At 64.3% G+C, this 25,836-nt stretch carries 26 protein-coding genes; 14 read left to right on the forward strand and 12 right to left on the reverse strand.

Annotated features, from left to right (window positions below; translation table 11 throughout):
- The first annotated feature begins 23 nt into the window (after positions 1 to 23).
- Complete coding sequence (locus F4Z81_14940; protein MXW06342.1) at positions 24 to 518, forward strand: cytochrome c-type biogenesis protein CcmH; 495 nt, start codon at positions 24 to 26, stop codon at positions 516 to 518.
- Positions 519 to 545: 27 nt separating this feature from the next.
- Here the strand turns inward: F4Z81_14940 and F4Z81_14945 are convergent, their stop codons facing one another.
- Positions 546 to 1,481, reverse strand: coding sequence for a LysR family transcriptional regulator (locus F4Z81_14945; GenBank protein MXW06343.1), 936 nt, complete (start codon positions 1,479 to 1,481; stop codon positions 546 to 548).
- Positions 1,482 to 1,709: 228 nt separating this feature from the next.
- Here F4Z81_14945 and F4Z81_14950 point away from each other — a divergent pair, with 228 nt between their 5' ends.
- The 3 genes from F4Z81_14950 to queF are packed head-to-tail and all read left to right on the forward strand — an operon-like array spanning position 1,710 to position 4,523.
- Positions 1,710 to 2,864, forward strand: coding sequence for an inositol-3-phosphate synthase (locus F4Z81_14950; protein ID MXW06344.1), 1,155 nt, complete (start codon positions 1,710 to 1,712; stop codon positions 2,862 to 2,864).
- A 16-nt stretch (positions 2,865 to 2,880) separates the two neighbouring features.
- Positions 2,881 to 4,077, forward strand: a complete 1,197-nt coding sequence (locus F4Z81_14955; GenBank protein MXW06345.1) for a hypothetical protein — start codon at positions 2,881 to 2,883, stop codon at positions 4,075 to 4,077.
- Between the two features lie 47 nt (positions 4,078 to 4,124).
- Positions 4,125 to 4,523, forward strand: a complete 399-nt coding sequence (queF, locus tag F4Z81_14960) for an NADPH-dependent 7-cyano-7-deazaguanine reductase QueF (GenBank protein ID MXW06346.1) — start codon at positions 4,125 to 4,127, stop codon at positions 4,521 to 4,523.
- A 32-nt stretch (positions 4,524 to 4,555) separates the two neighbouring features.
- Here the strand turns inward: queF and F4Z81_14965 are convergent, their stop codons facing one another.
- From F4Z81_14965 to F4Z81_14975, 3 genes are all read right to left on the reverse strand, one after another.
- Positions 4,556 to 4,969, reverse strand: coding sequence for a BrxA/BrxB family bacilliredoxin (locus F4Z81_14965; protein MXW06347.1), 414 nt, complete (start codon positions 4,967 to 4,969; stop codon positions 4,556 to 4,558).
- Between the two features lie 178 nt (positions 4,970 to 5,147).
- Complete coding sequence (locus tag F4Z81_14970; GenBank protein ID MXW06348.1) at positions 5,148 to 5,990, reverse strand: sugar phosphate isomerase/epimerase; 843 nt, start codon at positions 5,988 to 5,990, stop codon at positions 5,148 to 5,150.
- 82 nt (positions 5,991 to 6,072) lie between these two features.
- Positions 6,073 to 7,410 (reverse strand): Gfo/Idh/MocA family oxidoreductase, encoded by a 1,338-nt coding sequence (locus F4Z81_14975; GenBank protein ID MXW06349.1) that lies wholly within the window; start codon positions 7,408 to 7,410, stop codon positions 6,073 to 6,075.
- A 237-nt stretch (positions 7,411 to 7,647) separates the two neighbouring features.
- On the opposite strand from F4Z81_14975, the gene F4Z81_14980 reads away from it, so the two are divergent.
- Complete coding sequence (locus tag F4Z81_14980) at positions 7,648 to 7,956, forward strand: hypothetical protein (protein MXW06350.1); 309 nt, start codon at positions 7,648 to 7,650, stop codon at positions 7,954 to 7,956.
- 49 nt (positions 7,957 to 8,005) lie between these two features.
- On the opposite strand, the gene F4Z81_14985 is transcribed toward F4Z81_14980, so the two are convergent.
- Genes F4Z81_14985 through F4Z81_14995 form a run of 3 tightly spaced genes read right to left on the reverse strand, consistent with a single transcriptional unit; the run spans position 8,006 to position 9,951 of the window.
- Complete coding sequence (locus F4Z81_14985) at positions 8,006 to 9,124, reverse strand: cystathionine gamma-synthase (protein MXW06351.1); 1,119 nt, start codon at positions 9,122 to 9,124, stop codon at positions 8,006 to 8,008.
- 2 nt (positions 9,125 to 9,126) lie between these two features.
- Positions 9,127 to 9,600, reverse strand: coding sequence for a glyoxalase/bleomycin resistance/dioxygenase family protein (locus F4Z81_14990; GenBank protein MXW06352.1), 474 nt, complete (start codon positions 9,598 to 9,600; stop codon positions 9,127 to 9,129).
- Positions 9,601 to 9,636: 36 nt separating this feature from the next.
- Positions 9,637 to 9,951 (reverse strand): winged helix-turn-helix transcriptional regulator, encoded by a 315-nt coding sequence (locus F4Z81_14995; protein MXW06353.1) that lies wholly within the window; start codon positions 9,949 to 9,951, stop codon positions 9,637 to 9,639.
- Between the two features lie 220 nt (positions 9,952 to 10,171).
- Between F4Z81_14995 and F4Z81_15000 the strand changes: the two genes are divergently transcribed.
- The 4 genes from F4Z81_15000 (at position 10,172) to F4Z81_15015 (ending at position 16,023) form a co-directional block, all read left to right on the forward strand.
- Positions 10,172 to 10,801 (forward strand): hypothetical protein, encoded by a 630-nt coding sequence (locus F4Z81_15000; protein ID MXW06354.1) that lies wholly within the window; start codon positions 10,172 to 10,174, stop codon positions 10,799 to 10,801.
- Positions 10,802 to 10,851: 50 nt separating this feature from the next.
- Entirely contained in the window at positions 10,852 to 11,916 is a 1,065-nt protein-coding gene (locus F4Z81_15005) for a Gfo/Idh/MocA family oxidoreductase (GenBank protein ID MXW06355.1), read from the forward strand.
- A 101-nt stretch (positions 11,917 to 12,017) separates the two neighbouring features.
- Positions 12,018 to 14,807 carry an insulinase family protein gene (locus tag F4Z81_15010; protein ID MXW06356.1) on the forward strand — a complete coding sequence of 930 codons (2,790 nt, stop codon included), beginning with the start codon at positions 12,018 to 12,020 and terminating at the stop codon, positions 14,805 to 14,807.
- Positions 14,808 to 14,931: 124 nt separating this feature from the next.
- Positions 14,932 to 16,023 carry an aromatic ring-hydroxylating dioxygenase subunit alpha gene (locus F4Z81_15015; protein MXW06357.1) on the forward strand — a complete coding sequence of 364 codons (1,092 nt, stop codon included), beginning with the start codon at positions 14,932 to 14,934 and terminating at the stop codon, positions 16,021 to 16,023.
- Positions 16,024 to 16,025: 2 nt separating this feature from the next.
- Here F4Z81_15015 and F4Z81_15020 read toward each other — a convergent pair whose 3' ends face one another.
- Genes F4Z81_15020 through F4Z81_15035 form a run of 4 tightly spaced genes read right to left on the reverse strand, consistent with a single transcriptional unit; the run spans position 16,026 to position 20,324 of the window.
- A complete protein-coding gene (locus F4Z81_15020) occupies positions 16,026 to 16,853 on the reverse strand; it encodes an ABC transporter permease (protein ID MXW06358.1) in 828 nt (275 codons plus the stop codon).
- An 8-nt stretch (positions 16,854 to 16,861) separates the two neighbouring features.
- Positions 16,862 to 18,118 (reverse strand): ABC transporter permease, encoded by a 1,257-nt coding sequence (locus F4Z81_15025; protein ID MXW06359.1) that lies wholly within the window; start codon positions 18,116 to 18,118, stop codon positions 16,862 to 16,864.
- Positions 18,115 to 19,218 carry an ABC transporter substrate-binding protein gene (locus F4Z81_15030; protein MXW06360.1) on the reverse strand — a complete coding sequence of 368 codons (1,104 nt, stop codon included), beginning with the start codon at positions 19,216 to 19,218 and terminating at the stop codon, positions 18,115 to 18,117. Before F4Z81_15030 ends, F4Z81_15025 begins: the two co-directional genes overlap by 4 nt.
- Positions 19,215 to 20,324, reverse strand: coding sequence for an ABC transporter ATP-binding protein (locus tag F4Z81_15035; GenBank protein ID MXW06361.1), 1,110 nt, complete (start codon positions 20,322 to 20,324; stop codon positions 19,215 to 19,217). Before F4Z81_15035 ends, F4Z81_15030 begins: the two co-directional genes overlap by 4 nt.
- 90 nt (positions 20,325 to 20,414) lie before the next feature.
- Here F4Z81_15035 and F4Z81_15040 point away from each other — a divergent pair, with 90 nt between their 5' ends.
- The gene (locus tag F4Z81_15040; protein MXW06362.1) at positions 20,415 to 21,749 is read left to right on the forward strand and encodes a hypothetical protein; all 1,335 of its coding nucleotides are present in this window, start codon (positions 20,415 to 20,417) and stop codon (positions 21,747 to 21,749) included.
- Positions 21,750 to 21,777: 28 nt separating this feature from the next.
- Here F4Z81_15040 and F4Z81_15045 read toward each other — a convergent pair whose 3' ends face one another.
- On the reverse strand, positions 21,778 to 22,035 hold the full coding sequence (locus F4Z81_15045) for a hypothetical protein (GenBank protein MXW06363.1): 258 nt from the start codon (positions 22,033 to 22,035) through the stop codon (positions 21,778 to 21,780).
- 317 nt (positions 22,036 to 22,352) lie between these two features.
- Between F4Z81_15045 and F4Z81_15050 the strand changes: the two genes are divergently transcribed.
- The 4 genes from F4Z81_15050 to F4Z81_15065 all read left to right on the forward strand — a co-directional run.
- Positions 22,353 to 23,585: a PLP-dependent aminotransferase family protein gene (locus tag F4Z81_15050; protein ID MXW06364.1), complete on the forward strand. Its 1,233-nt coding sequence runs from the start codon at positions 22,353 to 22,355 to the stop codon at positions 23,583 to 23,585.
- Positions 23,586 to 23,605: 20 nt separating this feature from the next.
- Positions 23,606 to 24,406, forward strand: a complete 801-nt coding sequence (locus tag F4Z81_15055; protein MXW06365.1) for a phytanoyl-CoA dioxygenase family protein — start codon at positions 23,606 to 23,608, stop codon at positions 24,404 to 24,406.
- 105 nt (positions 24,407 to 24,511) lie between these two features.
- Positions 24,512 to 25,216, forward strand: a complete 705-nt coding sequence (locus F4Z81_15060) for an SAM-dependent chlorinase/fluorinase (GenBank protein ID MXW06366.1) — start codon at positions 24,512 to 24,514, stop codon at positions 25,214 to 25,216.
- Between the two features lie 30 nt (positions 25,217 to 25,246).
- Positions 25,247 to 25,836 (forward strand): sulfatase-like hydrolase/transferase (locus F4Z81_15065; protein MXW06367.1); only part of this gene is annotated, 590 nt, incomplete at its 3' end.

Genomic DNA, 25,836 nt, shown 5'->3' on the forward strand with positions numbered 1-25,836 from the left:
CCACAACCCGTCCGACTGGAACCATGCGACGCACCGCACTCTTCTTCATACTTCCGGTACTCGTATTTCTGGCAACTCCCGACACAGCCGTTTCACAGGTTGAAGCTGTCGTGGACGAAGGCCGGGAACAGATCGCCGCGTCCGTCGAGGAGTTGTTGATCGCGCCGTGCTGCTGGCGCGCTCCGCTGAGCCAGCACTACTCGGGTACCGCGGAAAGGATGAAAGAGGATCTTCGGGAAATGCTCGCAAACGGGAGGACGCAAGAAGAGATCCTCGATCATTACAAGGCCAAGTACGGAGAACGCATCCTTTCCTCCCCGCCCAATGCCGGATTCAACCGGCTGGCCTATCTCTTCACGCCGCTCATGTTCCTCGTCGGCGGCGGGGTCATCTTCATCACGCTGCGCCGGTGGCGGACCGGACGGCTGAGTCGCGGTGATGCCGAAGGTTCCGCAAGTACAGGCACCGATCCCCGGCACAGAGACCGCATCGACGCCGAACTGAACGCCTACGACTGAACGACCGCCAGTTAACGCCAGCGACCATTACAGCTTTCGATCTCTTTCCAGGCTCTGCCGCTCCGCCCAGGCCTCGCCTTCGCCGTAACTTTCGAAGATATCCTCCAACAGCACTTCCAGCGCGGGGCTGAAGTACCGGCCGCGCCGCCAGGCCACGCCGATGTCCCGGCTGAATTCGAAGCCCTCGACGACAACCTCGCGAAGCGTGCCCGTCGCGATGGATTCCTGAACTGTCAATGAAGGCAGGAAGGAGATCCCCACCCCCGCCTCCACCAGATTCCGCATGGCCTCCGGACTGCGCATTTCCATGACGACGCGCGGCGATACGCCCACCTCGGTGAATCGTTCGTCCACGATCCGCCGCGACACGGAATCCTCGTGGAAGAGGATCAGCGGCTGTTCCGCCACCTCCGTCAGCGCGACCGACTTCCGGCCGGCGAAGGGATGGCCGCCGCCGACCACGAGCGGCATGGAATCATGGTAGATGGACATGGTCTCGATACGGGGATGGGTATAAGGCAGGGTGATCAGGGCGAACTCCGACCGGTTGGCCAGGAGTTCCTCCACCAGGTACTGGGAGGGCGAGACGTGCACGGACAGTTCCAGCTCCGGATACCGCTCCACGTAGCGCTTGAGGATGTCGGTGAGCAGGTAGGTCACCGCGGCGTCGGTGGCGCCGAAGGCGAATCCCTCGCCGGGCAGGACGTCCCCGCTGGCCAGGCGGTTCTCCGCCTCCTCGGCCAGATCCTGGATGCGGACGGCGTAGTCTACCAGCGCCCGGCCTTCCATGGTCAGTGAAACGTGACGGCTTCCCCGGTTGAACAGCTTCACGCCCAGCATATCTTCCAGTTCCCGCACGCCGTTGCTTACCGTGGGCTGCGTAACGTGCATGTCCCGGGCCGCCCGGGAGAAACTCTCGCGCCGCGCGACGGCCAGGAAATACTGCAGGTAGTACAGGTTCATGGTGTTTGCTCCTTTAACTATAGATAACGTCTATAGATAATATAACAATTATTTATTTGAGTTATATGAAATTCGGAGTTTCTTATTGCGATAGATGTTTACGAGGTCCCATTGAGCATTTCAATCATTCTTCAATACTCCGGGAGCGCGTGACGCGGTGCGCGTGACAGGTGCGTGTGAAGCGTGTGCATGACGCGGGCCCGGTGACGGAAGGAAAGCGGGGAAAACATGAGCAGCAAAGTCAGAGTGGCCATCGTCGGCGTGGGCAACTGCGCCTCGTCCCTGGTGCAGGGCGTGGAGTACTACCGCAGCGCCGCGCAGGACGAGTTCATTCCGGGCCTGATGCACGCCAACCTGGGCGGTTACCACATCAGTGACGTTGAGTTCTCGGCCGCCTTCGACGTGGGCGCGGACAAGGTGGGCAAGGACCTCAGCGAGGCCATTTTCGCCCATCCGAACAACACGGTGAAGTTCGCCGACGTGCCGAACCTGGGCGTGCCAGTGCAGCGGGGCATGACCCACGACGGTCTGGGCAAGTATCTCAGCGAGGTCATCGAGAAAGACGCGGGCGACACCGTCGACGTGGTCGAGGTGCTCAAGGACACGAAGACAGACGTGGTGGTGAGCTACCTGCCCGTGGGCAGCGAGGAAGCCACGAAGTGGTACGTGGAGCAGATCCTGCAGGCCGGATGCGGCTTCGTGAACTGCGTCCCGGTCTTCATCGCGAGCACGGGACACTGGCCGGAGCGGTTCCGCAAGCACGGCCTGCCCATCATCGGCGACGACATCAAGTCCCAGGTGGGCGCCACCATTACCCACCGCGTGCTGACGCGCCTGTTCGCGGACCGCGGCGTCAAGGTCCTGCGCTCCTATCAGCTCAACTTCGGCGGCAACACCGATTTCTACAACATGCTGGAGCGCTCGCGGCTCGAATCCAAGAAGATCAGCAAGACCAACGCGGTGACGTCCCAGCTCAGCTACGACATGGGCGAGGACAACATCCACGTCGGTCCCAGCGATCACGTGCCGTGGCTCGAAGACCGCAAGTGGTGCCACATCCGCATGGAAGGCGAGACCTTCGGCGGCGTGCCGCTGAACCTCGAACTGAAGCTGGAAGTCTGGGATTCGCCCAATTCGGCCGGCGTCGTCATCGACGCGGTCCGGTGCTGCAAGCTGGCCCTGGACAACGGTCTCAGCGGTCCCCAGCTCGGACCTTCGTCCTACTTCATGAAGTCCCCGCCCGAGCAGTATGCAGACGACGTATGCCGGCGCCTGGTGGAGGAGTTCATCGAGGAGAACGGCAAGCAGACGGCCCAGCCCGCGGAAGTTCCTGCGGAGGCCCCCGCGGAAGCGCCGGTCGAAGCACCTGTTCTCGGCAGCTGACGGAGACCAGGGACTCATGGCCAAGCGCCTTCGCGTCGCCGCCATCTGCACGATCTACTTCCCCGGCGCCCACGCGGACGTCATCGTCTCCAAGTTCCTGAAGGGCTGGTCGGTCGACGAGGGATACTTCGCCCCCGAAGTGGACGTCGTATCCCTCTACATCGACCATGTCCTCGAGAACGACATCGGCCTGCAACTGGCCGAGAAGTTCGGCGTGCCCGTCTACCCGAGCATCCGCCGCGCGCTGCACGCGGGCGGCGACTGCCTCGGTGTGGACGCGGTGCTGCTCATCGGCGAGCACGGCGACTACCCGTGGAACGAGCGGGGCCGCCACATGTATCCGCGGCGGTACTTCTTCGAGCAGATCGCCGGCGTCTTCGCCGAGAGCGGACGCTCCGTACCCGTATTCAGCGACAAGCACCTCGCCTACGACTACCGGGACGCCCAGTGGATGTGGAACCGGGCGGAGGAACTGGACATCCCCCTGATGGCCGGCTCCTCCCTGCCCCTGGCCTGGCGCGATCCCTGGATCGAGTACGAACTGGAAACCAATGTCGAAGAGGCGCTCACCGTGGGGTTCGGCGGCATTGAATCCTACGGCTACCACACCCTTGAGGCGCTGCAGTGCATGGTCGAGCGGCGCATCGGCGGGGAGACGGGCGTGGCTTCGGTGCAGTGCCTGGAAGGCGATGAAATGTGGCGGGCCTGCGACGAGGGCCTGTGGTCGCGGGACCTGATGGATGCGGCCCTCGACACCATACCCTGCAAGCCCGAAGGATCGGCGCGGGATCACGCGAAAGATCCGGCGGTCTTCCTGGTGGAGCGGCGCGACGGGCTGCGGACGACGACCCTCATGCTCGGCGGCTACATCGAGACCTGGGCCTACGCCGCCCGGGTCGACGGCAACGTGCACGGGGCCGTCTTCAACCTGGTCCGCGAGGGCAACCACGCCCACTTCGGCTACCTGTGCGCCAATATCCAGCAGTTCTTCCTGACAGGCGCCGCGCCGTACCCGCCCGAGCGGACGCTGCTGGTCACGGGTATCGTCGACGCCGTGATGAACAGCCGGCACGAAGACCACCGCCGCATCGAAACGCCCTGGCTCGACGTCGCGTATAAATCCTATACGGATATGCCCATACGTCCGATCGCCTCCCAGCCGGAGGGCGGCAGCGTAGACCCCGAAGCGCCGGACATCACGGGCCGGGTGTAATCACGGGCAGCGTTTGAGGGAAGAAGAGTTTGAGGGAAGAGGAACCCATGAACATCGAACCCCGACAGAAGCAGTTCGACTTCGACGGCCCCGAGTCCATCAAGCCCGAGGTCCTGGAGACCTTCCCTTACGAATCCAAGGGCGATCCCCTCGACGTGGATATCGATACGGACGAGTTTACGGCGGTCTGCCCCTGGACGGGGCTGCCCGATTTCGGTGAGGTGATCGTGTCCTACGTGCCGGACGAGCAGGTCCTCGAACTGCGGTCCTACAAGTACTACCTGCTCTCCTACCGGAACGTCGGCATGGTGCAGGAGCACGTCACACGCCGGATCCTCGACGACCTTGTCGCCGCCGTACGGCCGGTCCGCATGACGGTCAGCACCGACTACCGGATCCGGGGCGGCATCCACACGACCTGCACGGCGGAGTACGAGAAGGAATAAAACGGTGCTCGAACCGGGCGTCCGGCAGGTTTTCAGCAGTGTTCGTTGAAGGCCAGCATCAGTCGCTGGGCTACGTCGAGCGCCGTGCGGCCCTCGATGTCATGGCGTTCCAGCATGAACGCCACCTGGCCGTCCTTCATCAGCGCGATCTGCGGCGATGAAGGAAAATACCCCTTGAAGTAATCCCGCGCCTTGCTCGTGGCTTCCAGGTCCATGCCGGCGAAAACCGTGGTAATCCGGTCCGGCTTTTTCCTGTTCTGCAGGGCCATGGCGACGCCCGGCCGGGCATTGGCCGCCGCGCAGCCACAGACGGAATTGACCACGACCAGCGCCGTACCTTCGTGCTCCTCCAACAGCGCGTCCACCTCGTCGGCGGTCTTCAATTCTTCCACGCCCAGGTCCGTCAGTTCCCGGCGCATGGGTTCAACGAGTACGGGATCGTACATGTTGTAGTGCCTCCACGGGTTTTGATGAGCGTCACGATCATTCAGGCGATGATCGTATATTATACCTGCGCGACCTACGATTCAATTCAATTCACTATTAAATGTCAACTTTCGTGCGGCGTCCTCCGGGCGTCCCGCGGTGTCCTCCGGGCGTCCCGCGCGTCCCCCGGGCGTCCCCCTATGCCCGTTCCGCCTGCGACATCTCGAAAGCGGCCTCGAGGGTGCGGTAGGCCAGGCCGGCCGCGTCCAGGGGGTCGTAATCCTCGCGCTGCTGCACCATCATGCTCACTTCCACGGTAATATAATCGTCGTATCCCGCCGCCTGCATGGCGTCCAGGTACTCCACGTAATCGAAATCGCCCTCGCCGGGGATCAGGAACTCGAAGTCCGGCGCCCGGCCCCGCTGGTCCTTCACGTGGGTGTGCACGGTGTGGGGCGCCAGGGCCGCCACGCTTTCCGCCGTGGGCACGCCGGCCACGTCGAAGTGGCTGATATCGTAGTTGAGCTTCAGGTACCCGGAATCTATCTGTTCGAGCAGCCACAGGGTCCGCTCCACGTCGCAGAGGCAGCAGCCGATGTGGGGCTCCATGGCGATGACCACGCCGTGGCATGCGCCGAAATCCACGAGATCGCCCGTCTCGTTCAGCAGTCGGTCCCGCACGTCGGTCCAGTCGTCCGGCCGGCCGCCGGGCGTGGTGTCCAGGCAGGGCACGAGATGGTCCATGGTCAGGTCCGCGCAGAGTTCCACGGTATCCTTGAGCCGTTTCATGTTGGCGGCGTGCAGGCGCACATCGGGCTCGAGGAGGCTGGTGTGCCCGGCGATGGCGGGCATTTCCACGCCGTGCCTTGCGAAGAGGCCGCGTATCCGGCGGCGTTCCTCGGCGTCGAGTGTGCCCAGTTCCGTGACATAGCCCGGGATGACGGTGATTTCGATGCCGTCGTATCCCAGGGACGCCAGGTGGGGTACCGCTTCGTCCAACTCGACGGCCGGCATGCCCCAGGTTGAATAGCCGAGTTTCATGAATTTTCGTTCCGGTTGCCGCTGCGCCGGCCGGCCTTGCCGCGTCTCAAACGCGTGCCAGCCATGTCTCCACGCCGCCGTCTCAGATGCCCAGGCTGTCGTTGATTTCCTGCTGGTAGCCGTTGGTCTCGTCGGCCATGATCTCGTCCATAGTGACGGCCCTGTTCGCCTGTCCTGATTCCATGATGCCGTAGGAGACGGCGACCGAACGCATGCCCATGTAGCCGTCGACCTCGGGCTGCCGGCCTTCGTCGATGGCTTCCGCGAAATCGGCGTACTCGATGGCGATGATCTTGCGGTCCGTTTCCGGGAAGGGAAAACTGTATTTCCACATACGCTCGCCGCCGAACAGCGCCGCGGTCGCCTCGTCCAGTGCGAAGTCCGGCACGAGGTCCAGGAGGGCGTCTCCCTCGATGGTCTTGCCTTCCAGGGCGATGGAGAACGGCTGGCCGGAACGGTCGCCGGGCAGTTCCATCGACCCGGATGAACCGTATATGCCCCGGTGCCAGAACCCCTTGCCGAAGGTCGCGTGCTCTTCCAGGTACTGGCAGACCGCGCCGCTCTGGAAGGTCAGCGTGGCATATGCCGCGTCTTCGGCGGTCACCTCGAATTCCGCGGGCATCTCCGCCTGCCAGTGCTCGTAGACCCCCGCCGGCGAGTTGCGGGAAGCCGTCGCGGGATCTTTGCCCGCCATGTCGTTGTAGCGGATCTTCTCATGGAGTCGCGTCTGGGCGTAGATGTCCGACACCGGACCCATGAAGTACTCCAGGATGTCCGCGAAGTGAACGCCCACGTCGAGCAGCAGGCCGCTGACGTTCTTCAGGTGCCGCCACACCGTGATCAGCATCTTGTTGCTGCCGCCGGCCGTGTTGTGGACCATGTAGCGAGGCGTTCCGATCACGCCGGCGTCCAGCAGGGCCTTGGCGAGCCGGTTTACCGGATCGCGGCGGTAGTTCTCGGCGACCGACAGGATGCGCCCGGCCCCGTCCGTGGCTTCGCGCATGAGGCGGCAGGCGCGGACCGTGAGACCCATGGGCTTCTCCGTCATCACGTCCCATCCCCTGGACGCCGCGTCGGCGCACACCGTGTGATGGAAACGCGGATCGGTGCAGATGTCGACGGCCTGCAGGTCGCTGGCGTCCACTTCGTCCAGACTCGCGACCACCGCGGGACGGATGCCGAAATGGTCTTCGACGTGACCGGCCAGGGATTCGGCGTTCTCCGTCTTCGGGTCGCAGGCCACCACGGGTTCGAACCGGCAGAGGCCCGTACGGTGCAATTCGGCCAGGCCGTAGAGGTGCCGGTGCCCCATGCCGCCGCAGCCCACCAGTCCCAGTCTGATCTTTGACATGTCTGCTCCAGTTTGTCTTGTCGTCAGGTTGAATGAAAATCCGGTAATACGCGTACCTAAGCGGGTCATTCGGAACGATTTGTAAAACGACTTATAATATCGTCCGGATCGCGTGCTGTCAAGGCTCCGGATCGTGTGTTGTCAAGGCTCCGGAGACGGCGAAAACCCGCCTGCCCGGCGTATTCCCCGCTTGTTTTTCATGGTCGTATTCGTTATATTGGACCGTTACCCGAAACCCGGTGACGCGTTTCGTCGGCCGGGTCGTGCAAGAAGCCCAAAGACTTTGTATAAAAGGATAAGAAAACCATGTTGAGACTGATCATTGCCGCGGCCGCGACGGCGGCGCTCACCGCCTTCACCTGGCACAAGCGCAGGCTGATCCGGGCGATGGCGGAAGAACTGCTCGAAAAGGGTATCGAGCTGACCGTCAACAACCGGTTCTGGCCCTCGAAGTCTGATACGGATCTGGACGTGCCGATCGTTTACGTCACCGATGGGGGCTCGAAGTATCACCGGTCCGACTGCCGTTTCCTGAACGGCAATGCCAGGGCCATAGCCGTCGACAAGGCGGAGGAAGAATACGCCCCCTGCGGAACCTGCTGGCCCGCAGCATAAATCCCGCGCGCCCCACCGACCCGGGCTCATACAGTGCAATCCGCCGGTTTCACTCCAGCGCCTGCACCAGGTCGCCGATCAGGTCCTCGGCCGCTTCCAGTCCGGGAGACAGCCGGAGCAGGTTGGGCGCTGTTACCGAGCCGGGCCCCTCGATAGACTGCCGGTGTTCGATCAGGCTTTCCACCCCGCCCAGGCTCGTGGCGTTCCGTATCAACCTGACCTTGCCTGCGACCCGCAGCGCGTCCTCCCGCGTGCCCCTGACCCGCAGGGACAGCATGCCGCCGTACCCATCCATCTGCCGCGTCGCGACGGCGTGTCCCGGGTGATCGGGCAGGCCGGGATAATCGACACCCTCAATCCCCGGATGACCGGCCATCGCCGCGGCTATGGCCTCCGCGTTGGCCACGTGACGCGCCATGCGGCATCCCAGCGATCTCAATCCCCGCAGGACCAGCCAGGCGTTGAAGGGCGAGAGCACGCCGCCGGTGACCGTCCGAACTCGTCGGGCCCGTTCGACCCGGTCTCCGCCTTCACGGAACACCAGCGCACCTCCTTGCACGTCACTGTGGCCGCCCAGGTACTTGGTCATGGAATGCATGGCGATGTCGGCGCCGTGTTGCAGAGGCCGCTGCATCACCGGCGTGGCGAAGGTGTTGTCCACGGCCAGCAGGGCGCCTGCGGCGTGGGCGATGCCGGCCACCGCACCGATGTCGATGACATCCATGGCGGGATTCGACGGGGTCTCCGACCATAGCAGCTCCGTATGGGGCCTCAATGCGCGCCCGACCGCGTCCAGGTCGGTCATGTCCACGTCGCTCACCTCGATGTTCCAGTTCGGCAGGAGTTCCTTGCCGACCGCGCGGGTGACGCTGTACACGTCCCGGTGCATCAGCACGTGGGCGCCCGGTTCGAGCGTCTGCACGCAGCCCGTAACCGCCGCCATGCCCGACGCGTAGACGAGGGACTCCGCTCCGTCCTCGATGGCCGACATGGCTTCTTCCAGCCGGTCCTGGGTCGGGTTGCCCATCCGGATGTAGACGTGGTCGTGCGTCGCCTCGCCCTCCGGCGTGTGCTCGAAGGTGGTCGAGAGGTGCACGGAAGGCGCGATGGCCCCCGATCCGGGTTCCAATCCTCCCCCCGCGTGGACCAGCAGCGTGTCTGGCTTCATGGTCAGCTCCTGTCAAGTTCCGCGCAACAGGATTCATCATCCCGCCCGCCGGGTTCATCCAGGTCCCGGTTCAGCACATAGATTTCCCATTCGCGGCCGTCCGGATCCTCCACCCAGAACTTGTCCTGGTTGCCGTAACAGCAGTCGCAGTCCATCTCTTCCCGGGTTACCAATCCGGTAGCCCTGATCCGTACCAAGTGGCGCAGGACCGTTTCGTGGTCCCGGACCTCGATGCCGAAATGGTTCGCCCCGTCGCCCGCGGCCTTCCCATCCGAGTAAAGGGCCAGGTTCAGGGGGGCGATGGACGGCAGGAACTTGACGTAACCGGGATGGGTCTTCACGGGATCTTCGCCGAACAGTTTCTTGTAGAATGAGACACTCCGTTCCAGGTCACGTACGGGAAACGACAGGTGGATCTTGGGATAATCTGACATGTCTTCCTCCTGAATGGGTATCGGTATTGCGACAGCGTCCATACGGATAAACCGGTTCCTCGTTCAACGACCGGTGATTCAACAACACGCGGTAAGCAGGCGCACCAGGTCGCTTACCCGTTCGGGCCGCACGCGGTAGTAGATATACCGTTCTTCCCGCCGGGACGCCAGTAGATCGGCGCGGCGCAGGACGTCCAGGTGGTGGGACAGGGTCGCCCAGGGCACGCCGAGCGCCTCCTGCAGGTTCCCGACGGTATCGCCCCCTTCGCCCTGGCGGACAAGGTGGTAGAAGATCGCCAGCCGAGTCCGGTGGCTCAGCGCCTTGAACGCTTCGGCGTGTTTCTGTTCGGTCTCGAGAGAGGCTGGGACGAAATCCGCGTTAATCATTTCCATATTTCTAAAAATATTGTAATGAGGTCCACGCGTCAAATCTTTTTTATATCGTCGCCGGTGCCCGATGGGCGCGCACCCCGGTGCTCGATGGACACGCGGGGCATCCGGTTCAGACGCCTTCTTTGTACCTTGACAGCCCGGTGGCACGGGTGCATTTTTTGGATGGTATTCCTCTCCGGTATCCCTGTACAGCAGTGCCAGATCAAGGGAAGGCTGTTGAATGAATCTCAGCCTCAGCCATGTCTTCGACGCGCCCGGTCCCCATCCCAACGGGCTGCAGGCCACTACCGAGGGCCTCTGGATACTGGACCAGGGCGACAACCGGATCAGCCTGCACGATTACCGGGACGGAGCGACGCGCAGGATTTTCGATTCCGACTCCGACCGGGGCAGCGGGATCACCCACAGCGGCATCCACCTCTGGGTGTCGTCCACTTACAGTTGCGAGACCCTGAAGATTGATCCCGGATCTGGCCGGACACTGGAGCGCTACCCCACGCCGGGCGCGAAGAAAACGGGTGCCCACGGCCTGGAGTGGCGGGACGGGGAACTGTGGATGTCGTCGCCCCCGGACGCCACCATCTACCGCATGGACCCCGACGAATGGACCGTGCTGCAGTCCTTCCCCGCGCCGGGCGACCGGCCCCACGGCATCGCGTGGGATAACGGCAGGCTCTGGTGCGTGGAGACCAATCATCGCGCCCTGTTCCTGTACGACCCCGATACGGGCGAGCAACTGGACCGGCTGGACGTGGAGGGACCGGAACCGCACGGGTTCACGCTCTGGCAGAATGAAGTCTGGATCGTGGACGCCACGACAGGCGGCGTTTTTCGCGGCACGCGTTCTTAAAGACACGGCACGACCTGAAAACCATAGGAATCTATCGACGGGAACTAATCATGGACAAGGCACGCATAGGATTCATAGGCACGGGGTGGTGGGCGACGGCCAATCACCTGCCGGTGCTCAGGAAACGGGCGGACGAGGCCGGGGACGTGGAACTGGCGGCCGTCTGCCGGCTCGGGGCGGATGAGCTGCGTCAGGTGCAGGAGGCCTTCGACGTGCCGTACGGGACGGAAGACTACCGCCGGATGCTGGACGAGATCGAACTCGACGGCGTGGTGGTGTCCAGTCCCCATACGCTGCACTTCGAACATGCGGCCGCGGCGCTGGAGCGCGGGTTGCATGTCATGGTCGAAAAGCCCATGTGCACGAAGAGCGCCGACGCCAGGGAACTGGTCCGGCTGGCAGACGAAAAGGGGCTTCACCTGCTCGTTCCCTACGGGTGGCACCACAAGCCCTACATCCAGGAGGCCAAACGGCAGCTCGACGCCGGGGTCGTCGGGAACATCGAATCTGTGCTCTGCCACATGGCCTCCCCCATCCGGGGCCTGCTCCAGGGACTGGACTTCGACCACGAGGCCAACGGCGGGGGCCTCTTCGCGCCCGATCCGGCCACCTGGGCCGATCCCGTGGTGGCCGACGGGGGCTACGGTCACGCGCAGATGTCCCACAGCCTGGGTCTCATGTCCTGGCTCACGGGCCTGATGCCCCGCGAAGTCTTCGCCATGATGACCGAGGCGGATTCCAGGGTGGAGATGTACGACGCCGTGACGGTCCGCTTCGAGGACGGCGTGATCGGTGCGCTGTCGGGGTCGGGAGACATCCCGGAGGGGCAGATGTTCCAGCTCGACATCCGGATCTTCGGCTCGGAGGGCATGCTGCTGCTCGACGTCGAACGCGCCCGCCTTGCGATCCACCGGCACGACAGGCGGGACCAGGTCCACGACGTGGCCCCCGAAGCCGGCGCCTACAGCTGCGAGGGACCGCCGGAGAACTTCGCCGACCTGGTGCTCGGACGGGACGTGGAAAACTATACGCCCGGTTCCGCGGCCATGCGTTCGGTCATGATCCTGGACGCCGCCTACCGTTCGGCGAAGTCCGGCGTCATGGAGCGCGTATGATTCCGCGAGCGGTCCGTGAACGGGGCGTCCTCGAGCGGGTGTAACGCCGTACACTTGTTCTTCGTCAATCTATCCTTGTACTTCTTTTACCGGGATAAGTCATGGCCCAATCGGACCTTCCTCGGGTATCCTTCGAGAAGTTCACCCTGCCGAACGGGTTGCAGGTCATCCTGCACGTGGACCGCAAGCTGCCCGTGGTGCACGTCAACCACTGGTTCCACGTGGGCTCCAAGGTGGAACGGCCCGGCCGGACCGGGTTCGCCCACCTCTTCGAACACCTGATGTTCGAGGGGTCGCAGCACGCGCCGGACGGGTATTTCAAATACATCGAACAGGCGGGCGGCAACTTGCGGGAAGGCGGCGTCAACGGCACCACGAGCAACGACCGCACCAACTATTTCGCCACCGTGCCCTCGGGCAACCTCGAATACGTGCTCTGGCTGGAGTCGGACCGCGTCGCCACGCTGGCGGACGCGCTCACGCGGGAGAACTTCGAGAACCAGCGCGAGGTCGTCCGCAACGAACGGCGGCAGACCACGGAGAACCAGCCCTACGGCCGCTGGTACGAGCTGGTCAACGAGCACCTCTACCCCACCGGCCATCCATATTCCTGGCCCGTCATCGGCCGCCACGAGGACCTGGAAGCGGCCGGGGTCGACGAGGTGGCCGAGTTCTTCCGGACCTATTACACGCCGAACAACCTGTCGCTGGTCATCGCCGGCGATTTCGACAAAGACTTCGCCCGGGACCGCGTAGCCCACTACTACGGCGCGCTTGAACCGGGTCCGCTCCTCGAGCGGCAGCGCCGCTGGGTGCCTGCCCTGGCCGAGGGGAAGATCGTGGAGGTCACCGACCGCGTGCCCCAGGCCCGGGTCCACATGATCTGGCCGGCGCCGCAGCGTTTCGAAGCGGAGGAAACGGCCCTCGACGCGGCCGCGGCCGTGCTGGGCGACGGCCTGTCCTCCCGCCTCGAAAAGCTGCTGGTCTACGACCGGAGGCTGTGCACCGAGGTCAGTGTCTTCAACTACGCCAGGGAGATCTCCGGACTCTTCGGCGTCATCGCGACCGTTCGGCCGGGCTGCGACGTCCGGGAAGTCGAAGACCTGGTCAACGGCCAGATCGCGAGGCTGGCCTCCGGCGGTCCGACCCGGGACGAGGTGGAGCGCGCCCGCACGGTGTGGGAATACCAGTACGTCTCCAGCCTGGAGCGCATCGGCGGTTTCGGCGGCAAGGCGGACCGGTTGAACGAATCGAATACCTACATGAACGACCCGGGGTACTTCCACGTCGAGCACGACCGGTTCCGGAACCTGACCGGTTCGAAGATCGCCGAAGCGGTCAAGCGGTGGCTGGTATCCCGCCACGGCCTGACGCTCAGGTACTACCCCGATACGCTGCCGAAGGCGGTGGCCGGGGTGGCCGGGTCAGGCGCGGCAGTGGACCACGCAGCGGCCCCGGATGGCGTCCTCGACCGGTCCGTGGTCCCGGCGCTCGGGTCGGACACGCCCTTTCAGACACCGGAGGTGCACGAGGACAGGCTGGACAACGGCCTGGAGGTGCTGGTCGTCGAGCACCACGACCTGCCGAAGGTCGCCGTTTCGCTGAACGTGAAGTCCGGCGGCGTGCACGATCCCCCCGACCGGTGCGGGATGGCCCAGCTCATGCTGCAGACCATGGACAAGGGCACGCGGGGTTACGGCGCGCTGGACCTCGACGAGGCCCTGAGCCGGCTGGGCACGGTCATCGGGAAGACCATGTATCTCGAATCGGCCCGGATCGGAATGGACGTGCTGACCGACAAGCTTTCCGCGGCCATGGCCCTTTTCGCCGACGTCGCGCGCAATCCCCTGTTTCCCGAAGAGGAACTGGAGCGGGAACGCCACCGTCACCTGGACCACCTCAAGCAGCAGGCCTCCCATCCCCAGTTCCTCGCCCAGCGGTTGTGCCCCGGGCTGGTGTTCGGCGAGGATCATCCCTATGGCCGGCCGGTGCAGGGCTACGCGTCTTCCGTCGCCGAAATGACCCGATACGAGATCGCCCGGGCCTACGAGGAGAACTGGCGGCCGGACCAGTCCGCCCTGGTGTTCGTGGGCGACATTACCCGCGACCAGGCGATGAAGCTGGCGGACCAGCGTTTCGGCTCGTGGAGCGTCGACGTCCGGCCCGCGAAGGAGGTGCCGGATCCCTCTCCGGACCGGAAATCGAACCGCGTTTACCTGGTGGACCGACCCGGCGCGCCGCAGACCGTGGTCTGCCAGTTCATCGAAGCGCCGAGCCGCGAAACGCCCGACTATCACGCCCTCCGGCTCGTGGACGCGATCTGGGGCGGCGGATTCCAGTCCCGCCTGAACCAGAACCTGCGGGAGGAAAAGGGCTATACCTACGGCGTATCCACGTCGCTGGGCCTGCTCGGCGTCTCCGGGTACTGGAAGGTACAGACGTCGATCCAGGCGGACAAGACCGGCGAGGTCGTGAGGGAACTGATGTCCGAAATGGCGGGACTGGGCGGTGAACGGCCGGTGGGTGAAGAGGAACTCGAGGAGGCGCGCACCGGACGTATCCGCGGATACGCCCAGCGGTTCGAATCCCTGAGACGCATCGCGGGCAGCATCGGTGCCCTGTGGAGCTCCGAGCGGCCCATGTCGGACATGCGGGACGCGGTGGAGAACCTGCAGTCCGTCAGCCTGGAGGAGGTGCGGTCCACCGCCCGCAAGTACCTCGATGCGCGACGCGCGGGTTACCTGCTCGTGGGCGACGGTTCCAGCATCGAGACGCAACTGTCCGACCGGGGCCTTCCCATTCCGGAGGTGCTGGACCCCGATGCGCAGCCGCCTGCCGGGACGCCTGCCTCGGCCGAGGTGCCGGAGGCCGTGGATCCGGACGCGCTGTAGCCAGGAATCGCTGGTCCGGCGTCCCGTTTGTGGGGATATTGTAACGGAAACCCGGTGAAGCGCGAGCCGGCACGCAGGCAGAGGTCCACGGGAACCGCCCGGCACCCGGCGAGAGGACAACGACATGACGGACCACCCCTTCGACGAAAATATCGAGACCGCCTGGACGATTCCGTCTTCATGGTATACCGATCCGGAGTTCCTGCAGCGGGAATACAGGGACATATTCCGCAGGACGTGGCAACTCGTGGGTCGGGCGGACCAGGTAGCCCGCGTCGGGGACTACTTCACGGTGGACGTGGCGGGAGAGCCGGTGGTCATCGCCCGGGGGGCCGACGACGTGGTCCGCGCGTTCTTCAACGTGTGCCGGCACCGGGCCGGTCCCGTGGCCCTGGAGCAGGGCAACCGGCGGACCTTCGTCTGCTACTACCACGGTTGGACCTACAACCTGGACGGCTCGCTGCGCCACGCGCCGGAGTTCGAAGAAGTGCAGGCCCTGGACCGCTGCGCCATGGCGCTCAGACCGGTGCGCGTCAGCCAGTGGGGCCCCCTGCTCTTCGTCAATCTGGACCCGAATGCGCCGCCCCTGGAGGCCTTCCTGGGCGACATCGGAAAACGCGCCGCCGCCCACAATATCGGCGAGATGAAGTGGGCCAAGCGCCGCGACTACGAGATGGACTGCAACTGGAAAGTGTACGTGGACAACTACCTGGAAGGCTATCACCTGCCGGTCGTGCATCCGGGACTGTACCGCGAGATCGACTACGACGCCTACCGCGTGGAGCCCTTCCGCTACTACTCCATCCAGCACGCCCCGATCTACGGACCGGAGAAGAAGGGATACAAGGGACCGCGCCGCTACCTGCCTACGGACCAGGACCAGGGCGACACGCAGTACTACTGGGTCTTCCCCACGCTCATGCTCAACATCTACCTCGGCCAGATGCAGACCAACCTGGTGGTGCCCCTGGGCCACGACCGCTGCCTGACCATCTTCGAATGGTACCTGTCGCCCGAAATGGAGCAGGACGTGGAAAACCTGGTGGACTTCGGCGACGAGATCCAGGAAGAGGACATCTTCATCTGCGAGCACGTGCAGCGCGGGCTGCAGTCCGCGTCCTACAACCAGGGCCGGTTCTCCGTCAAGCGGGAGAACGGCGTGCACCACTTCCATTCGCTGATGAACGAGTACATGAACGGCGCGGAAGCACGCTAAAACTACCGCGCATTCCGCCTCCTGAGCCACTCCACGGTCAACAGGAACAACACCGCGAATACGATGAGGAAGACGGCCACGGCCAGGATGGCTGGACTGATCTCCTCGCGGATGCCCGACCACATCTGGCGCGGTATGGTCCGCTGCTCGATCCCGCCCATGAAGAGCACCACGACGACCTCGTCGAAGGACGCGGCGAAGGCGAAGATCCCTCCGGAGACGACCCCCGGCGCGATGAGGGGGAGCTGGACGCGGCGGAAGACGGTCAAAGGCCCCGCGCCCATGCTGGCGGCCGCCCGTGAAAGGTTCTGGTCATAACCGGCCAGTGTGGCGGTGACCGTAATCACGACGAAAGGCGTGCCCAGGGCGGCGTGGGCGAGGATCAGCCCGAGGTGGGTCTGCGCCAGGCCCAGGTTGGAGTAGAAGAAGAACATCCCCGCGGCCGAAATGATGACGGGCGTGACCATGGGGGAAATCAGCAGCCCCGCGGCGAAGCGGCGGGCCGGCATGGCCGGGTTGGAAAGACCCAGCGCGGCAAGTGTGCCAAGGGCCGTGGCGAGTACGGTGGCGGAGACCCCGATGAGCAGGCTGTTCGCCAGCGCCCGCGACCACTCCTCGTCCTCCATGATCTGGCGGTACCACCTCAGGGACCAGGCGTCGGCGTCCAGACGGAGCATGCCCTCGGTGAAGGTGAAATAGGGTTCGGCGTTGAAGCTCAGCGGCACGATCACCAGGATCGGCGCGATCAGGAAGGCGAAGACGAGCGCGCAGAATCCGAGGTACGCAATGTGCCAGAATCCGTGGCCTGCGGCCGTCGTCGTTGTCGTCATCGTCGTCATCAGCCCAGCCTCATCCGTTCGATGCCCACGAGCCGGTCGTAGAGCACGTAGAGCCCAGCCACGCACACCAGCAGGATGCCGCCCAGCGCCGCCGCGAGACTCCAGTTCAGCGACGACTGCATGTGGAAGGCGATCATGTTGGAGATAAGCTGCCCGGTGCTTCCGCCCACCAGGGCCGGGGTGATGTAGTACCCGATGGCGAGGATGAACACGAGCAGGCAGCCGGCGCCCACGCCGGGCAGGGTCTGTGGCCAGTACACGCGCCAGAAGGACTGCCACGGGGTCGCGCCCAGGGACTCCGCCGCGCTCGTCTGCACCCGCGGGATGGCGCTCATGACCGAGTAGAGCGGCAGCACCATGAAGGGGAGCAGCACGTGGGTCATGGCCACGAAGGTCCCGGTCATGTTGTAGATCATGGCCAGCCGGCCTTCGTCCCCGATGACGCCCAGGAAGACGAGCATGTCGTTGAGGACGCCCTGGTTCTGCAGGAGCACGATCCACGACGTCGTGCGCACGAGGAGCGAGGTCCAGAAGGGCACGAGGACCAGGATCAGGAGCAGGTTGGCGCGCCTGGGCGGGGCATGGGCGATCAGCCGCGCGACGGGATAGCCGATGAGCAGGCAAAGGACGGTGACACCCAGGCTCACGAGGAGGGTGCGCCAGAGCAGGAACAGGTAGATCTGCCGGTCCTCGGGCTGGAAGGCGATGGATCCATCGGGATCGCGTTGCAGGTCGAGGGCGTTGAGGTAGTGGCGCGATGTATACCGGTCGCCGGCCTCGCGCAGCGCGCGCCAGGTCCCGGTCTCTCCCCAGGCCGCGTGGATGCCGGTCATGGCTTCGGACCAGGGCCCTTCATCGACGTTCCGCAGCCTCCGGGCGGTGCGCGTAAAGGCGCTGCGCAGTCCGGACTGCACCCGGTTGACCCGCGTGGCCACCTGGCCGAGCGTGCGGTCCTCCCGGGCCGCGAGCAGTTCACGGGCCAGCGTTTCGTAGACCGTTTCGTCCGGCAGTTGCTGGCCGTCCCAGGCACGCAGCCGCTCGAGGGTCTCGGGGAGGGTGTCGGCGACCACCGGATCGTAGACGCTTCGGACCAGCATGTTCGCCAGGGGCGCGAGAAAGGTCACCCCGACGAAGACCAGAAGCGGCAGTACCAGCAGTGCCGCGCGCAGCCGGGGGTCGAGCCGGGGGCCGGGCCTGGGACCGGGTATGGAGCCAGTACTGGAGCGGCCGACCGTTTTCTCGGGGTTCTCGCTCATCGTGCCAGCCACGTGCTGAAACGCTCATTCATCTCTTCGCCGTTGTCGCTCCACCATTCCCAGTCGTTGTGCAGGGCGCGGGACACGTTTTCGGGGCTGGTCGGCATGTGCGGGCTCATTTCGACGCCGGTTTCCGCATGGGTCGAAATCAGGTCCAGGGCGGAACGGCGCGAGGGACTGTAGGAGATGTACCGGCCGACGTCCGCCATGGCCCGCGCCGTATTGGCGAAGCGGACGAATTCCTTCGCCGCCTCCAGGTTCCGCGTGCCCTCCACGATCACGAGGCCTCCCGTGTCCAGGAGCTGCCCGTCCCATACGATGACGAAGGGCTGTCCCTCCAGGACCTGGGCGTTGAAGATCCGACCGTTATACGCCGTGGTCATCACCACTTCGCCGTCGGCCAGCATCTGGGGCGGCTGGGCACCGGCTTCCCACCAGACGATCCGGTCCTTGATGGAGTCCAGTTTCCGGAAGGCTCGGCGCACGCCCGCTTCAGTGTCCAGCGTGGCGTAGACTTCGCCGGCCGCGACGCCGTCGGCCATCAGGGCGAACTCGAGATTCGCCAGCGGGGAGCGGCGCATGCCCCGTCTTCCCGGGAACTTCTCCAGGTCGAAGAAATCGGCGATGGAAGCGGGTTTCGATGTCCCGATCCGCGCGTCGTTATAGACGACGACCGTCGAGTAGAACAGGTTGGTCGGGCCGCATTCCGTGAGGCCGTCTTCGGATATGTCGTCCACCGCAGGAGTCCCGTCGGCTCCTGGGGCCAGTTCGTCGACATCGATGGGTACGAGGAGGCCTTCGTCGCAGCCCCGGACCATGTCGGGAAGTTCCATGTCGACGACGTCCCAGTACACGTTGCCCACGTCGACCTGGGCCCGGATCTGCGCCAGGCCGCCATTGTAGTCTTCGATCTGGACGTCGATCCCCGTTTCTCGCTCGAATCGTTCGATGTATCCCTTCTCGCAGGCGCGGGCGTATGCGCCGCCCCAGCTTACAAGCGTCAGGGTCCGCTCCTGTGCGGCGGCGTGTCCGCAAAGCAAAAGGGCCAGCGCGGCCAGGCTCGGAAGCAGGAGGCGTCCTACGGCGATCTTTCGTGTCATTCCCCGTCTCCTTCCGGGTCGGGGTCGAGCACCCGGCAGTCGGTCGGCGTCCAGCCGATGAGGATCCTGTCGCCCGCGATCAGGGCGCCGTGACCGACGGTGTTGGGTATCTTGATGATGAAATCCGATGTGCGGCACACCGTGACGCGCAGGCGCAGGGAGTCGCCCAGAAACGTGATGTCCTCGATCAGGCCCACCAGTTCGTTGGTGTAGAGCCCGGATTTCGGCGAAACGGCCACGCGCTCGGGGCGAATGGAAAGCGTCGTGGCGTCGCCCACCTGGCAGGGGGCGATGCGGATCGCCTCGATGATTTCGCCGCCCACCAACACCTCGCAGATATCGCCCTCGATGCCCATCACCTTGCCGTGCAGCCGGTTGTTCTCCCCGATGAACCGGGCCACGAAGGAGCGTTGCGGTTCCTCGTAGAGCGTCTCGGGATCGGCCACCTGTTCGACCCTTCCGTCCCGCAGCACGGCGATGCGGTCCGACATGACCATGGCCTCCTGCTGGTCGTGGGTGACATAGACGACCGTGACGCCTAATGTCTTGTGGATGCGGCGGATTTCGTATTGCATTTCCTCGCGAAGCCGGCGGTCCAGTGCGCCGAGGGGTTCGTCCATGAGGACCAGTTCGGGATCGAATACCAGGGCGCGGGCGATGGCCACGCGCTGCTGCTGCCCGCCCGAAAGCTGGCCGGGACGCCGGTGCTCGAATCCTTCCAACTGCACCAGTTGCAGTGCCCGTTCCACCCTTTCCCGGCACTGGCCGCGGTTCATGCCGCGGACCTCGAGAGGAAAAGCGAGGTTGGCCCCCACCGTCATGTGGGGGAAGAGGGCGTAGTTCTGGAAGACCATGCCGATGCCGCGCTTGCGGGGCGGCAGGTTGTGGATGGAGCGGCCGTCCACGAGGATCTCGCCGGAGGTGGGCGTCTCGAAGCCGGCCAGCATCATGAGGCAGGTGGTCTTGCCCGAACCGGAAGGACCCAGGAGAGTGAGAAACTCTCCTTTGCGGATGTCCAGGTCGACGCCGTCGACTACCGTGGTCTTTCCGTCATAGCTTTTGCTGACCTTGCGGTATTCGACATAGGACCGGCCGGTTCCTTCCATTTAGGCACGCTCCAGGCGGGGATTGAGCCGTTCGAAAACAGATGGAAACCTTAACCTGCACTGTCCTGCCTGTCAAACCTTTTCCTTTCGATGGCAGGACCGGTGATATACCTTATGTCGGTTCGGGTGGACGGCGTGTCCACCGACCCGTTAACCACAATCACCGGCCGCCTGCCAGGAGAAAGACTGCCCGACCCCATGGAACTTTACATCATCCGCCACGCGGAATCCGAGAACAATGCCCGGCCGCAGGAAGAGCGCACCGACGATCCCTCCCTGTCCGCCCTCGGGTACCGGCAGGCCGAATACCTCGTAAACCGCATCCGCCACCTTCGCCCCACGCGCATTTTCGTCAGTCCGTTCCTCCGCACCCTGGAAACCATCGCCCCCTACCTACGCGAGACGGGTCAGTCCGCGGAGGCGTGGATCGACCTCCACGAACAGGGCGGGGTCCAGGCCGGTGTGGGCAACGCGGACTACGAAGGCAGGCCCGGCATGAAGCGCTCAGAAATCGAGCAAGGATTCCCAAGTGTCCGCCTCGGCGGCGAGTTCGACGAGGAGGGCTGGTGGAAGTGCCGTCCCTGGGAGGACTACGATGCGGCCCAGGCCAGGGCGGAGCGCGTCGCGCGGAGGATCCACGACGAGTTCGGTCACACCGGGGAGTGCGTCGTCCTGGTGTCCCACGGGGCGTTCATGCGGTTCCTCGTGGGGGTGATCCTGGACACCCCGGGCATGGGCCACGACCGGATCGACTGGTTCGCAAACACCTCCGTCACCCGGTTCATCATCACGCCCACCTATACGCACCTGGCCCTGATGAACTGCGCGCGCCACCTTCCCGAGGCGTGGATCACCGGGGTGGACGCCCACCCGGTCCGGACAGGCGAGTTCGTCGAAGAAGCCGGCGATCGGCGCCGTTGCGCCTGGACCCTCAAAGACCCGATACTGGCCGCCTATCACGACGACGAGTACGGCTTTCCCCTGTCCCGGGACGACGATTTCTTCGAGCGGCTCGTGCTGGAGATCAACCAGGCGGGACTGAGCTGGCTGACGGTGCTTAAGAAGCGAAAGGCGCTGAGGGAGGCCTTCGAGGGGTTCGACGTGGACCGTGTGGCGGCCTATGGCGACGAGGACCGGGCGCGCCTGCTCGGGGACGCCGGCATCATCCGGAACCGGCTCAAGATCGACGCGGCCATCCAAAACGCGCGGGTCATCCGGGAGATCCGGGCGGAACATGGATCCTTCGCGGCCTGGCTGAACGGCCAGACCTGCACTACACTGGACGAATGGGTGGCGGTGTTCAGGAAGACCTTCCGCTTCATGGGACCAGAGATCGTCGGTGAATTCCTCATGAGCACGGGTTATCTACCCATCCACCACGACCCGGAGTGCTTTCTCGCCGGGCAAGGGCACCGGGTGGGCTAGTCAAAGCGGCCGGACCGGCGGCCGCCGATCAGCCTTCTCCTTCTTCGTCCTTGAGCAGGTTACGCTCCTTGAGTTCCGACTCCAACTCGTCGAGACAGGACCGGAAGGATTTCCATGCCTCCGGGGAGACGGTGATGCCCTTCCTGCTGGGCAGGAAATCACCGTCGTTCTCGTAGTAGATCCGGATATCGGCGTACTCGTTGCCGCGGAAGGACGTGATGGTGAAGCGGAACTCTTCCTGGCTGTTCTTCTGGAAACTGGCTACAACCTGGCTGTCCTCGGCCATGGATATACCTCGTGGAGCGGGAGATGGGCGTGCTGGAACACGACGTACACTGTATTCACCGTATACACGATGCACACCATGACATCATGACACCGTGTACACGATGAATATCATGACACGATGATCAACATTGACCACCATTGGAAGGCCATGATAAGACCTGCCCCCCCGTTCGTGTCAAGGAAAATTGGCCTTGTCTTTCCTCGGCCCGGACCGTACAATCCAATGCACGCGCGCAGCAGCCCCCGATGGGCACTCGCGCGGTTCAGTTCGATCACGATTTCAAGTAAACGAAGAGTTCAAGCAGGGGGTAGTTGATGGAATGGCGGGATGTATACGCGGACCGCATGGATCTCATTGGCGATACTGCGGTCATCGAGCTGCTCAAGCTGGCGGAGCGGCCGGACGTGCTTTCCTTTGCCGGCGGCTTGCCGGACGACGCCACGTTCCCCATGGAGGCGATGAAGGAAGTCGCCGTCCAGGTCTTCGAAACGCACGGCAGCATGTCGCTTCAATACGGTCCCACGGCGGGTTACACGGCCCTGAGGGAGTGGATCGCCGGCCGGATGGGGCCTGTCGAGGGCGTGACGGCCACCGCGGACGACATTATCGTCACCACGGGCGGCATCGAGGCCATGGACCTCATTGCCAAGATGCTGCTCAATCCCGGCGACGTCATCGTCGTGGAAGCCCCCACCTACCTGACCGCGTTTTCGGTCTTCCGGTGCTACGACGTAGATTTCGTCGCGGTGGATATCGATGACGAAGGCATGCGCGTGGACCTCCTGGAAGCGCAGTTAAGTGAACTGGAACGCCGGGGCAAGCGGGCCAAGCTGATCTACACCATGCCTACGTTTCAGAATCCGGGGGGCGTGACCATGCCCCTGGAACGGCGACGCAAACTGGTCGAACTCGCCGACCGGTACAACATTCCCATCCTGGAGGACCACGCCTATGCGGAGCTGTACTTCGAACACGCGCCCCCGCCTTCGCTCAAGGCGCTGAATCCCGACGGCGTGCTGTTCGTCAGCACCTTTTCCAAGATCTTCGGGCCGGGTATCCGCCTCGGCTGGATCGCCGCGCCGCCGCCCGTCATCGCCCAGTTGTGCCAGGCGAAGCTGGGCAGCGACCAGTGTTCCAGCACCCTCGGGCAGCGCATCGTCTACGAATACGGCCGCCAGGGACTGATGGACTCCCAGATCGTGCTGTCCAGGGCACTTTACCAGGCCAAGCGTGACGTCACATTGGACGCGCTGGCGGAGCACGCCCCGCCCGGCCTGGCCTGGACCCGTCCGGACGGCGGATTCTACGTGTGGTTGACCGCGCCAGAAGGGATCGACTCCACGGCGATGCTGGCCTGGGCCGTCGAACATGAGAAGGTGGCCTACGTGGCCGGTCCCTCGTTCTATACCGACGGCCGCGGTGCGAACCAGTTCCGCCTGTGCTACAGCTTCCTCGACCAGTCGCTCATCGGCGAAGGCATCTCCCGTGTGTGCCGCTCAGTCGCGCACCACGTCGAACGGCGCCACCGCGACCGCATCGGCGTGTAGGGACTCGCTGGGAGCAAAACATGTTCCGGCTCAACGAAGAACACGAGAACAGGTTCCGGGAAGACGGCTACCTGATGGTGGAGGGGCTCTACGACGAGGAGGAAATGGAACTCCTCCTCAACGTGGGCCGTCTCGACGGGGAGAAGGCCTCCCTCGTCCGCGCCGCCGAGGATATCGAGGGCCGCGAAAGCAAGCTGTGGCTGACCTCGGACACGGACCGGGAGGACATCTACAACGCCATCTGCCGCGGCCATCGCATGGTCGATACGCTGGAGCGGCTCATGGGCGACGAGGTCTACCTGTACCACTACAAGATGATGGTCAAGGAACCCCGCGTCGGCGGCGCGTGGGAGTGGCACCAGGACTACGGGTACTGGTACCACAACCAGGCGCTGTTTCCCGACATGGCCAGTTGCTACATCGCGGTGGACCGGGCCCACCGGGGTAACGGCTGCCTGCAGGTCATTCGGGGTTCACACCGCCTGGGCCGGATCGAACACGGCCGTTACGGCACCCAGGTGGGGGCCGACCCGAAGCGGGTGGAACTCGCGCTGGAACATCTGGATCACGTGTACTGTGAAATGTCGCCCGGCACCGCGATGTTCTTCCACGCGAACGTGCTGCATCGTTCGGACCCGAACGAGAGCGACGACCCGAGGTGGAGCCTCATCTGCTGCTATAACACCCGGCACAACCCCTGCCAGGACCGTCCCGGGCACCCGTCCTACCGACCCCTGGGCAAGTGGGACGATAGCCGCATCAAGGAGGTGGGACGCAGGCAGTGGGCGGAACTCGCCGCCACCGCCGGACCTGGCTTCTGATCCCCGACCGGACCTGGCGCCGGATCCCCGGCCGCCGGCCCCGGTCGCAATTCAATCGATTAATAGTTGCAAATTTGTGTTAAATACCCTATACATATAGTACGTATGGCCGACGACCGAGAAGTCAGCGCAGTACGTATTTTCCTCTACATTACAAAGCGTCACTTTTTTCATTCCACCACGATGGGAATTCCACGTGAAAGGAACAAATCCATGAAGCGGTTTACATCATACCTGTTGGCCTGTATGGTCGGCGCTTTCGGCCTTTACGGCTGCGGCGGGGCAGAAGACGCGGCGATGGAAGAGGCGGCAACCGAAGAGATGGCCATGGACGTTGCCATGATCAACGTCGAGGTCAGCAGCATCAGCGAGGAATTCGCCAACATCAACACGAACGCCACGAGCGATCAGTTGATGGAAGCCGGTTTCGCCGCGGACGGCTGGATTTCGGTGACCCATAACGAACAGACCCTCGTCATGCCTATGGTCACCGACTATGGCGACGTGGCCGAGGGCGCCTGGCTCGCCCGGATCGACGAAGAGTCCGGCACGCTCCAGATCGCCATTAACGGCGGCAACGCCGCGACCGACATCGGCGCCGCGGTGGGCGACATGCTTCACGTCATGGCCGCCGATGCGCCGGAAATGGACGAAGGCGAGATGGGCGAAGGCGAAATGGGTGAAGGCGAGATGGGCGAAGGCGAGATGGACGAAGGTGAAGGCGGCATGGGCGACGAGGGCGCGGAAGACGGTGACTCGGATGCGTCCATGGGCGGAGAGGAAGAAGCCACCACGCAGCCAGCTCCGTAAAGGTCTTAAGGGCGGCGCGTGCACAGCAACATGCCTTCACGCCCCAACATTCTCTGGTACTGTACTGATCAACAGCGTTTCGACACCATCGGCGCGCTCGGCAATCCCCATGTAAGCACGCCGACGCTGGACAGACTGGTGCGGGAAGGCGTCGCCTTTACGCACGCCTACTGCCAAAGCCCGATCTGCACGCCCAGCCGGTCGAGCTTCATGACGGGCATGTATCCCGGGCGGATCCACAACACCCGAAACGGCAACGGCGTCTTCGAGAATCCGCCTCCCCTGATTTCCAGACTGCTGGCGGACAGCGGGTACGACTGCGGCCTGGTGGGCAAGTTCCACCTCCAGAGCGCGGGAAAGCGCACGGAACCCCGCATGGACGACGGCTACCGGTACTGGCGCTTCAGCCACGCGCCGCGGGACGACTGGCCGGAAGGGCATGACTACGCCGACTGGGTACGTGAGCGCGGCGGCGATCTCGACGCCCTCCGGGCGAGCGAGGACCGGGTCCCGCCCGAGCTCCACCAGACGACCTGGGTCACCGAGTGCGCCCTGGAGTTCATCACCGAGCGCCGGGCGCCCGACCAGCCCTGGATGCTGACGCTCAACCCCTACGATCC

It is taken from the genome of Gemmatimonadota bacterium, from assembly GCA_009835325.1.
Taxonomy (GTDB): Bacteria; JAAXHH01; JAAXHH01; order JAAXHH01; family JAAXHH01; genus JAAXHH01.